The sequence below is a fragment of the Microcystis sp. CS-574 genome (assembly GCF_028329095.1).
In the GTDB taxonomy this organism is placed as follows: domain Bacteria; phylum Cyanobacteriota; class Cyanobacteriia; order Cyanobacteriales; family Microcystaceae; genus Microcystis; species Microcystis ichthyoblabe_A.
Genome location: NZ_JAQMSY010000020.1, coordinates 1 through 9,968 on the forward strand (window position 1 = coordinate 1; position 9,968 = coordinate 9,968).

Consider the following 9,968-nt stretch of genomic DNA (forward strand, 5'->3'; position numbering starts at 1 on the left):
AGGCGATGATGAAGCAGGTGGTGGCGGTGAGCAGGGTGGGGATCATGATCACACCGAACCAGCCGACATAAAGACGGTTGTTGGTGCTGGTAATCCACTGGCAGAACTGCTCCCACAGGGAAGCGCTCTCGCGCTGTTGTAGAGTTGTAGTCATGGTTGGATAATTTCTGTATGTATTAGGTTGTCAAGGTTCGTTGTTTGACATGAGTTAATACTATCGGCTTTTTATAGTTATGTAAAGGGGTTTTAAGAAATGTTTTTTTATCAATGTCATAACTTTTACTTATATAATTGATGTTCAGGTAAACTAGAAGCAGACAAATTCTGCAAAAATAAGCGATGATACCCGAAATTACTGCAAAACTATTGGAAGCGAAGAAGGAAAAAGGACTGAGTTTCGCTGACCTAGAAGCGATTCTAGGACGAGATGAGGTGTGGATTGCCGCTGTTTTTTACCGGCAAGCGAGCGCCTCCCCAGAGGAAGCAACGAAAATTGTGGCAGCTTTGGGACTGGGAACCGAAATCGTCGCATCCTTAACCGAGTATCCTGTCAAGGGATTGGGTCCGGTTGTCCCCACCGACCCCCTGATTTATCGTTTCTACGAGATCATGCAGGTGTATGGAATGCCCCTAAAATCGGTGATTCATGAAAGATTCGGCGATGGTATTATGAGTGCGATCGATTTTACCCTCGACGTGGATAAGGAGGAAGACCCTAAAGGCGATCGCGTTAAAATTACCATGTCGGGTAAGTTTTTACCCTATAAGAAGTGGTGAGTCCGGCCAAAGTCAACGGTAAGGGATTTCTATTCCTTGCCGCTCTTGCTATTTTTCTTAACCAAACTTAACAATTGACGGCAAAATTTTGCTTGCTTTTTTTTTGCAGATTTTGAGAGAATTTAAAATAGATTCCAGCGCTCAATCGCCCAGGAGATATAATGACGATTCAACCTCAAGAAATTTTAGAAAAGCTTCAGTGGAGATACGCTGTCAAAAAATTTGACCCGTCTAAAAAAATTTCTGAAGCAGATTGGTTTATCTTAGAAGAAAGCTTGAGACTGGCTCCTTCTTCATATGGTTTGCAACCCTGGAAATTTATTGTCGTTCAAGATCCAAAAATTCGTGCGGCACTTACTCCGGTCAGTTGGAATCAAACTCAAGTAGAGGATTGCTCCCACTATGTGGTACTTGCTACTCTTACCAAAATTGAAGTAGCATATGTCGAGAAATTCGTTGCAAAAATAGCTCAAGTTCGAGAATTAGATGTCGCTTCTCTGGAGAATTATAAGAATCTGATGGTGTCAGATTTAGTTAATGGGCCACGCTCAGCAATTGTTCAATGGTGGTCTCAGCGACAGAGTTATATTGCGATGGGAATGCTGATGGAAACCGCCGCCTTGCTCGATATTGATGCTTGTCCACTAGAAGGAATCGAGCCAGCGGCTTATGATCGTATTCTGCAATTAGAAGGTAGCGGCTATGCAGCAGTAGCAGCAGTGGCTCTCGGCTATCGCTCCTTAGAAGACAAATATCAACTGTTGAAGAAAGTTCGCTTTGATCGCGATGATGTTATTGTCTGGCATTAGTACAATAAGACTATATCAGTTGAGGGATTGTTTATGAATCGAGGAAAACTGGTTGCGATCATTACTAGAGCGATTGCGATTGCTTATTTAATTCTAGTGCAATTACTAGATTTTCGTGGAGAAATGATACCCGCTCCTCCACTCTTTTTGGGATTTTAGATTTTAGATTTTGGATTTTGGATTGCGAGTTTCCCTTGTTCCAAGGCAGAGCCTTGGAACACAATATCTAAGGCTCTGCCTTAAAATAGTATTCAGGTTCTACCTGGGAACGAGATCTTACTCATAACTGATAACTGATAACTGATAACTGCCTAACCTAAATCTCGGTCTTTAGTGACAGTAATTTCCTTAGATAAATGTCGATACCAAGTAAAATAGAGACCGATGGAAAGCAAAAGAAAAACCAAAGCCAAAATCTTCAAACTTTGCCACTGCTTGATGATTAAAACAATCCCCATCATAAAGAGGACTAATTGCCAAGGAACGGTAAGAAAAGCGGCGATGATATCCCGTTGATTTTCCGCTTTAATTTTTGCCTGTAGGTTAGGTTTAACACTGTGACGGACTTCTCCCCAAAAGCCAAAAGGTCGGGTAACGTTATAGAAATTTTCCATAACTAAACTATCGGTGGGAGGAGTTAACAAAGTAGCGATAATACAGCCAGCTAAAGCGAACAAACTCGGCACAAGAAAGAGAATAAGTTCCTGATATTGACTGTGACGAAAGAAAGGTAAAATTATCGCTTGTGAGGCAATAGCCGCAATCATTCCTGCTAAAGTTCCCACGGCAAAACCATAACCATTAAAGCGCCACCAATACCAACGTAATAGGAGAGGAACTGCTAATCCTACCCCTAATCCCGTGGTTAACCAACCCCAAATATCATTGACATTTTCGATATTAAAACTCAAAACTAAGCCAATTACGACCACAAAAACCGAGGCCAGACGACCTTGAAAAACTAACTCCTGTTCTCCCGCATTTGGTTTCAAAAAAGCTTGATAGATGTCTTTGACCCAATAGGCGGCACTAGCGTTGATAACTGCGTTAAAAGTGGACATAGCCGCCGCTAAAAAAGCAGCAATTAATAACCCTTTCATCCCCACCGGAATGTATTGAGTAATCACCGTGGCCAGAATTCTTTCTGGATCTGTAATCGTGCCTTCGGTTAAACCGTAGTGAATACCTAAAACCGCAAAAGCTGTGACTAGAGGCCAACGGAAAGAAAGCAGAATAATCCAGAATAAAGATAATAAACCGGCATCTCGATCGCTTTTGGCCGCTAGGTATCGTTGTAACATATATCCACCGCTGCCGCTGCAACCTTCGATGATGGTTTTAACTAAATAAAAGAAAATCACCCCACCAAACAAATTAAAGATGGCATAATCTCCGGGTAAATCCAAAGTCATCGAAGGGAAAATACTAGACCAGTCGCTTAAATTCCAAGTTTTTGGCTCTGCTGCCCCCGGAATTGCTACCGTGAAACTATCGGGAAGATTAACAGTAAAAAAGGCCACTGTCGATACATAAATTACCGCTACAAAAATCAGAAACCCTTGAAATAAATCGGTAATTACCCCACCATAAAAACCACTGGCCACCGTATAAATCAAGGTTAAAAGAATTAATATCACCGAAGCAAGACGATCATCCATACCCAGAAACTGCCCTAAAAATTTCCCCCCCGCAACGGAGAAATAACTCATCGCACCGATAGAGAATAAGAGAGTGGCGACGGCACTAATAATTCGGGCAAAATTACCCTGTTTTCCCGGTCCAAAGCGAAACTGCATCCATTCCGCCATGGTCATAACTTGGGCCCGGCGATTCCATTTGCCCATAAAAGCCATGAGAAAGGCCATAATTAGGACAACACCGCCGCGGATTTCGATAAATAGTCCTTTGGGTCCGACGGCGTAAATTAGGGCAGAAATGACCATAGTTCCCGCTAAATCGGTGTTAGCCGCCATTCCCGACACCCCTAACATCCACCAGGGCAAATTGCGATTACCCAAAAAGTAGGATTCTAGACCTTGAGAAGCTTTTTTCTCGGCTATAATCCCGATTATTAGGGTTCCTGCCAGATACAGCAGCACAATTACATAATCAATTAACTGCATAGTTGAGATCAATTTAACTTTCGATCGTTATAGCATCAATTGACTACGATTTCTGGCTAACGGTTTCTTTTTCTAAGATTTGCACCCGTTGCTCCAGCTTTTTTAAATCTTCCTTTAGTTCAATTACTAAAGTGGCTAAACGCTGGAACAGTGGGTCACTTTCCCCGACTACTTCCCCATTTACTATACCCGTTCCCGATCGCCGTTGGGGAATGGGAGCGGCATTTTCCCCGCGGATGGTTATTCCTCGGACCTGACTTTCAAGGCGCTCAACTCGATTGCGGAGACTAATTAACTCCGATCTTACCGCCGTATCCGATTGTGCCTTGCTGGCATTAACAAAACTCAGTATTAGCAAAAGGGAGATAATCAGCGTTAAAAAGCCATAAAAAGAGATTTTAGCTAATTTCATCGATTTTACCTCCTATCTATCTTACCCAACTTAATGTTAAGAAACGTGGCTAAATCTAAAGCTTGATTGCAATTCCGCCTCCGGGTGATTAGTGGCTCAAAAGAGGATGATAAGGTAAAAAACACGATTTTGTGGAAATTTGGCCTTATCTCTATGTATAAAAACTCAGATAAAGATTTTCTCGGAGCGGCAATCACCGCCGGTTTAGGTGCAGGAATCGTCACTTCTTTTGCCGTCAATCAAGGACAAGACATCAGTACAGCTTTAGGAATTACCGCTTTAGCGGCTCTTTGCGGTGTTATCTGCCGTCATTTTGACCTAATGTGATGCAATCTTCCTCACACCTCCAATTCTGCCGAAAAATCCTGTTTTTTCTCGTATTGATAGGGGCCGAGCAGAGCGCCCCAAATTCCCTTACCAGTGCCGGGATCTAGACCTTTATCGTAGGTTTTTAGGCTATGACTCGTCACCTCGAAACCTAAAGCCACCTGATAGGTTGTACCCTCATAGGTGAATTGACAGTGCTGTTCCGGTTGCGGTTGGGCGATAAACTGGTATTGATTATCAGCGAGAGTATTGACTTTGACCGCTAAAGTGCAGGTAGGCAGAAAAGTTAGGTCTTCTAAGCTAATTTTTCGCAAAATATCGGGATTTTTGCCCGCACCCTGCACGGATTTCAGGTCATTAAACATATAGTGCCTAACCTCTAACCCTCCCGATTCCGAGCGCGTTAATCGCCACAGTCGCGGTCGGTAGGGTTGGTCTAAATTGATCATACTGGCCTGTTCGGCAAAAAGCGCGATGCTGTCTTCCCGAAATAAAGGCAACGGACGTAACCATAAACGCAGGTGAACGTACCACACCGGTTCTGCTTGCGCTTGCCGTTGATTTTCAAATTCACCCGCGAGATATCGACCAAAAGTGATTAATTCAGGGGTCATAGCTCAAAAAATTCTCCTTATTGCCTCAAAATTAATCCTAACACCCATAGAAATCACTTTTTTGACAAAAATGACCTTCAGGCTACCAGAACCCGCTTAAACCCTGCCATTCCCCCTTTAGTGTACCAATATTCCCAGCCACCGCCAGCCGCACTAGACCAATCCTTGAGGTCAAATTCACCGCTGCCGGAGGGGGTTCCTGCGATGCGATAGACTTTCACCGCTTGACCGTTGTTATTCCAGATTAAAGGCCGATCCGGCTCCATCTGTTCGGGTAGAGTCCCGTTAGTTTGCAGAAAATAGGCATCTTGTCCCTTATCGGTGCCGTTGCCATAGACTTTGGCGATACCATGCTCATCGATCGCCAGAAAAGCACCTTCTTCTAAACCGATAGCGTAGGCAGGTAGTTGATTGTGATTATCGTGTACATTACGGGCTAAAAAACCAAAAAGGCGACCATATCTTGTTTCGGGATGATCTTGATTGAGTCGATCCAAATGGGTATCTGTCACCACTTTTTTGAGAAAAGGAACCCGAATAAAATCACTCCGATAGAAGTCTTTGGTGTTGAAGTGAAAGGGATTATTTAATATTTCTGAACTCAGTACTCCTTCGTGAGTAGGCGCATAGTAAAAATCCCCGAGAATAGCCATTCCTGCGCTGGTTCCCGCCACGGGAACTTTTTTGTCGTTGATTAGATAATTGATCGCTGTTTCCACCTTTGTGCTTTCCCACAAATCCTCGTACTGATTTTGATCACCACCGGCAAAAAAAAGGATATCGGCATTACGAATATATTCGATAACATCAGGATGATTCGCCCCTTCACGACTATCAATTGATAGTTCCGCTGCCGAGCCGATCAGGGAGGGATAATTGTCGCAAATCCAATCGGCTTGACCGCCAAGATCACCAAAGCGCAGCACTAAGTAATTACCGCCTTTAGCTCGATTTAATAACCATGTGGTCGCTTGATCTTCTCCTAATTTACCTCCTTCCGCTCCCCCGATTAATAAAATACCCGATCGATGTTTTACAGACTGAAAATTGGCTTTTCCACAACGACAAGAATAATGGAAATCTCGATCATGATTGTTGGACATGGTCTTATACCCTCTCCCCTTAGCTTACTCCTTCTATCCTAGCTTTAACTAGGACAAAATCAGAGTTTTCTACCATAAAAGTTAACAACAAAGCCTCTTTATGGCTGAAATCGGTAGCGGCAAAACTCCCTAGTTTACATTTTGTTAAAAATCGTCCTATAATAATTCAAGGCTAGAAACTGGCAATTATTACTGTTAAAGTTGAGAATCGGCGGGCGATATGTTAAATAGACGTTCTTTTTTGCAAGGATTAGGTACAATCGCCTTAGCGGGGGGTTTAAATGGCTGCGCTTCCAGAAGCGGCGAGCCGAGCATTTTTCTCCTGTCCGGTTCGATTCCGCCGCGATTACTAACAGATTTTCAGAAAACTATTGCCGAAAAAAAAGTCAATTTTCAGTCGGAAAGGCAGCTGAAAGAGCTATTAGAATTATTGGAAAAATGGTTAAAAAATCAGGGGCAACCAACCTCACAATTTTCGTTTCCTATCCCTTTTAGGGAACAAAACCCAGCCATGGGTAATTTAGTCACCCTAGGAGATGCTTGGCTAGGAAAAGCGATTACCAACGGTTTAATTCAACCCCTAGATACTTCTCAACTTTCTAATTGGTCAAAACTGCCCCCCCGTTGGCAAGAAAATATGACTCGCAATGCTCAAGGACAACTGGAAACAGAGGGGAAAGTCTGGGGTGCGCCCTACCGTTGGGGAATGACAGTAATTGCCTATAATGAGAAAAAATTCGCTCAATTTGACTGGCGGCCACAGGATTGGTCCGATCTATGGCGACCGGAATTAACCGGTAAAATTGCCCTAATTGATAATCGTCGCGAAGTCATCGGTTTAACCCTAAAAAAATTGGGTTATTCTTATAATTACAGTGATTTAAAACAAGTTACAGGACTAAAAGACCAGCTATTCGCTTTACAAAAACAGGTAAGATTTTATAGTTCTCAATATTATTTACAACCCCTAATACTCGGTGATGTCTGGCTGTCTGTGGGTTGGTCTAATGATATTTTACCAGTGAGCGATCGCTATAATAAAATTAAAGTTGTTGTCCCCAAATCTGGTACTTCTCTCTGGTCGGATGTGTGGGTCAAACCAGTTTTAACTACTCCTAATTCTCTTGTCCAGCAATGGATTGATTTTTGTTGGCAACCAGAATCCGCCACTAAAATTTCTTTATTTACCTCTGGATTATCCCCCCTAATTCTCACTGAAAATCCCGATCAAATTCCCCCAGATATTAGAAATAATCCTTTACTTGTCAATCCAGAAGCAGTCAAAAAAAGCGATTTTCTCAACCCTTTATCGCCAGCAACCGAGCAAGAATACGAGCAATTATGGCAAGCAATGCGACAGTTAAGTAGTTGGACAAAAGTAAAGTTAACTGTGGGGTAAGGAGTCAGGAGTCAGGAGCCGGTCGTCAGTAAGAATTGCGGCAATTTACATTTCTTAAGATAGAAAACAGAATTTATGTCCGACTACTTAGTATAGTCAGGAGATACTAGACAAAATTCTGCGATACGGAAACTTAACAAGGTATAAAATGCTCGCATTAATTACAAAACTAAGAAATTCAGAATATCTGTTTGCTTGTAAATTTGATGATGATCCTCCGAGCATTGCTTGTATATGGTTATTAACTTCTGGAGCAATTAAAGTTATATAAGCGGCGACAACAAGGATAAATCCTAGCAGATATCGATTAGACTGATTCATCAATATTAAGGTGAAAAATACATTTACCTAACTGATAACTGATAACTGATTAAGCGGCACTGATAACTGATAACTGATTAAGCGGCTTGACTTTGGGTTTCTTGCGCGAGAAAAGTAAGGATAGAAGCTTTCTCAATTAACCCCAAAACCCTGCCGTTTTCCTCTACCACTGTCACTTGAGATAAATTTTCTCCTTCCAAAATTTTCACCACATCTAGGAGGGAAGTATTAGACAAAACCAGTTTGAGACTTTCGCTAGTTTGTAATAACTGGCCGATATTTACCTGGGTCCATTGGGAAGTGGGAATTGTTTTCAGAGCCTCTAAATTAATCACTCCTAATAGTTTACCTTCGCTATCGGTAACTAGGAATTTAGACCATTGTTGTTTACCGATAACATAATTATTAGCAAACTCGCGCAGGGTTAAATTAATCGGCACTACAGGACTATTAGGAGAGATAACATCTTTAGCACTGTAGCGACTTAGGAAATCTTGAACCTTAGCTGATTGAGCGGAAAAACCAGCATTTTGTAGGAGGAAAACGCCAATTAATAGCGTCCAAAAACTGCCAAATTGACTGATTCCGAGAATTGATAGCGCACCGATGACAATCGCTAACCAACCAAAAAATTGACCGAAGCGACTAGCGAATAAAACCCCTTTATTGGGATTACCCGTTACTTGCCAAACGATGGCTTTAAGGATATTACCACCATCTAAAGGTAAACCGGGGATTAGGTTAAATAACCCTAGGGCGAGGTTAATATAGGCCAGGAGAGAAAGAATCGCCGCCATCGGCGCATTTAAACTAATATTGAGACCAATAATTAGGAAGATACCGAAGAGCAGTAAACTAACTAAAGGGCCGGCAATTGCTACGAGAAAAGCTTCTAGGGGAGTTTTCGATTCTCTGCCGAGAGTTGCCAAACCACCGAATAAAAAGAGGGTAATTGATTTGACTTCAATACCTTGGGCGATGGCAACAAAACTATGACCTAATTCGTGGGCAACCACGGAGGCAAATAGGAGAATAGCGGCAAAAAATCCTAAGAGCCAGGGCATAATTCCCGTTAACTGGGGAAACTGACTTAATTCTCCTCCATAGGTTAAGGTAATTAACCCCAGAACAAAGAACCAAGAAGGATTAATATAAAAGGGAATTCCAAAGAGATTCCCGACTCTAATGTTGCCATTCATTTTGTATCTTCTCCAATTGTTGGGGACTAACGCCAAGAAGATTAGGTTATCAATTACGCCATTCACTTCTGTTAACAATTGTAACAAAACTGCAAATCTCTCCGGCATTCCTTTAGGGAGTAAAAACCGTCATTGCTGTGGTTCGGTTATTTTCGTAGGAGAACTAAATTAATGATTAATTATTTACGAGGACAAGCGATCGAGGTGATCAAAACCCCCAATAACCGACTGATCTTGATTTTAGACGTAAACCAGATCGGTTACGAAATCCAAATTCCCTCGCGATTAGCCCTAGACATCGGCAAAGATAACAATGATAGTCGTCAGATTTTTACTCACCTACTCCTTCGCGAGGAGCAGCCTTTATTGTACGGTTTCGGCACCGCCCCAGAGCGAGATCTGTTTCGTCAACTGCTTTCCGTCAATGGGGTTGGGGCGCAATTAGCCCTAGCTTTAATCGATACCTTGGGGATTGAGGAACTTGTGGTGGCGATAGTGACGGGAAATACCAAAATTTTGAGCAAAACCCCCGGAGTCGGCTTAAAAACAGCAGAGAGAATCGCTTTAGAGTTAAAAACTAAATTGGCAGCATGGCGACAGCTAAAAGAAGCGACGACGACAACCACGGCAATACTACCGGCAGCGGAAATCCTCGAAGATGTGCAGATGACCCTTTTAGCTTTAGGATACAGCCGGGAGGAGATCGATCGAGCTATCGCAGTCCTCAGTCAAGATGCTTTATTTAGTAAAAATACTCAGCCAGAAGACTGGATTAAAGGGGCAATTAATTGGCTAGGCTAAATCAGTCGTCAGGAGGCAGGAGACAGGAGACAGTTTCATCTATTCTCCCCACACCCCACACCCCACACCCCACACCCCACACC

10 protein-coding genes and 1 pseudogene are annotated in these 9,968 nt (G+C 42.6%); 5 read left to right on the forward strand and 6 right to left on the reverse strand.

From position 1 onward, the window contains the following. Positions 1–154, reverse strand: a pseudogene (locus tag PN470_RS01345) (photosystem II q(b) protein); the annotation flags it as partial. Between the two features lie 185 nt (positions 155–339). Here PN470_RS01345 and cynS point away from each other — a divergent pair. Together cynS and PN470_RS01355 are read left to right on the forward strand one after the other, a co-directional pair. Further along, positions 340–777, forward strand: a complete 438-nt coding sequence (gene cynS / locus PN470_RS01350; protein WP_002738671.1) for a cyanase — start codon at positions 340–342, stop codon at positions 775–777. A 161-nt stretch (positions 778–938) separates the two neighbouring features. Next, positions 939–1,586, forward strand: coding sequence for an NAD(P)H-dependent oxidoreductase (locus PN470_RS01355; protein WP_016515431.1), 648 nt, complete (start codon positions 939–941; stop codon positions 1,584–1,586). A 311-nt stretch (positions 1,587–1,897) separates the two neighbouring features. On the opposite strand, the gene PN470_RS01360 is transcribed toward PN470_RS01355, so the two are convergent. Both PN470_RS01360 and PN470_RS01365 read right to left on the reverse strand, forming a co-directional pair. Further along, complete coding sequence (locus PN470_RS01360) at positions 1,898–3,709, reverse strand: sodium:solute symporter family protein (protein ID WP_271935976.1); 1,812 nt, start codon at positions 3,707–3,709, stop codon at positions 1,898–1,900. Positions 3,710–3,752: 43 nt separating this feature from the next. After that, a complete protein-coding gene (locus PN470_RS01365) occupies positions 3,753–4,121 on the reverse strand; it encodes a hypothetical protein (protein WP_123230223.1) in 369 nt (122 codons plus the stop codon). A gap of 153 nt (positions 4,122–4,274) precedes the next feature. Between PN470_RS01365 and PN470_RS01370 the strand changes: the two genes are divergently transcribed. Then, positions 4,275–4,448, forward strand: coding sequence for a hypothetical protein (locus tag PN470_RS01370; RefSeq protein WP_172963186.1), 174 nt, complete (start codon positions 4,275–4,277; stop codon positions 4,446–4,448). Between the two features lie 11 nt (positions 4,449–4,459). Here PN470_RS01370 and PN470_RS01375 read toward each other — a convergent pair whose 3' ends face one another. Together PN470_RS01375 and PN470_RS01380 are read right to left on the reverse strand one after the other, a co-directional pair. Next, positions 4,460–5,062, reverse strand: coding sequence for a chromophore lyase CpcT/CpeT (locus PN470_RS01375; RefSeq protein ID WP_271935972.1), 603 nt, complete (start codon positions 5,060–5,062; stop codon positions 4,460–4,462). Between the two features lie 77 nt (positions 5,063–5,139). After that, the gene (locus PN470_RS01380) at positions 5,140–6,165 is read right to left on the reverse strand and encodes a cyanophycinase (protein WP_069475051.1); all 1,026 of its coding nucleotides are present in this window, start codon (positions 6,163–6,165) and stop codon (positions 5,140–5,142) included. Positions 6,166–6,385: 220 nt separating this feature from the next. On the opposite strand from PN470_RS01380, the gene PN470_RS01385 reads away from it, so the two are divergent. After that, a complete protein-coding gene (locus PN470_RS01385; RefSeq protein ID WP_271935970.1) occupies positions 6,386–7,564 on the forward strand; it encodes a substrate-binding domain-containing protein in 1,179 nt (392 codons plus the stop codon). A 398-nt stretch (positions 7,565–7,962) separates the two neighbouring features. On the opposite strand, the gene PN470_RS01390 is transcribed toward PN470_RS01385, so the two are convergent. Beyond that, positions 7,963–9,192 carry a site-2 protease family protein gene (locus PN470_RS01390; protein ID WP_271935968.1) on the reverse strand — a complete coding sequence of 410 codons (1,230 nt, stop codon included), beginning with the start codon at positions 9,190–9,192 and terminating at the stop codon, positions 7,963–7,965. A 63-nt stretch (positions 9,193–9,255) separates the two neighbouring features. Between PN470_RS01390 and ruvA the strand changes: the two genes are divergently transcribed. Next, entirely contained in the window at positions 9,256–9,885 is a 630-nt protein-coding gene (ruvA, locus tag PN470_RS01395; RefSeq protein ID WP_002739332.1) for a Holliday junction branch migration protein RuvA, read from the forward strand. Positions 9,886–9,968 lie beyond the last annotated feature (83 nt).

What these genes read in the sequence shown, in the direction of transcription:
- PN470_RS01360 (WP_271935976.1), bottom strand. Translation starts at nt 3,709, where the DNA reads ATGCAGTTAATTGATTATGTAATTGTGCTGCTGTATCTGGCAGGAACC.
- PN470_RS01355 (WP_016515431.1), top strand. Translation starts at nt 939, where the DNA reads ATGACGATTCAACCTCAAGAAATTTTAGAAAAGCTTCAGTGGAGATAC.
- PN470_RS01370 (WP_172963186.1), top strand. Translation starts at nt 4,275, where the DNA reads ATGTATAAAAACTCAGATAAAGATTTTCTCGGAGCGGCAATCACCGCC.
- ruvA (WP_002739332.1), top strand. Translation starts at nt 9,256, where the DNA reads ATGATTAATTATTTACGAGGACAAGCGATCGAGGTGATCAAAACCCCC.
- PN470_RS01365 (WP_123230223.1), bottom strand. Translation starts at nt 4,121, where the DNA reads ATGAAATTAGCTAAAATCTCTTTTTATGGCTTTTTAACGCTGATTATC.
- cynS (WP_002738671.1), top strand. Translation starts at nt 340, where the DNA reads ATGATACCCGAAATTACTGCAAAACTATTGGAAGCGAAGAAGGAAAAA.
- PN470_RS01380 (WP_069475051.1), bottom strand. Translation starts at nt 6,165, where the DNA reads ATGTCCAACAATCATGATCGAGATTTCCATTATTCTTGTCGTTGTGGA.
- PN470_RS01375 (WP_271935972.1), bottom strand. Translation starts at nt 5,062, where the DNA reads ATGACCCCTGAATTAATCACTTTTGGTCGATATCTCGCGGGTGAATTT.
- PN470_RS01390 (WP_271935968.1), bottom strand. Translation starts at nt 9,192, where the DNA reads ATGCCGGAGAGATTTGCAGTTTTGTTACAATTGTTAACAGAAGTGAAT.
- PN470_RS01385 (WP_271935970.1), top strand. Translation starts at nt 6,386, where the DNA reads ATGTTAAATAGACGTTCTTTTTTGCAAGGATTAGGTACAATCGCCTTA.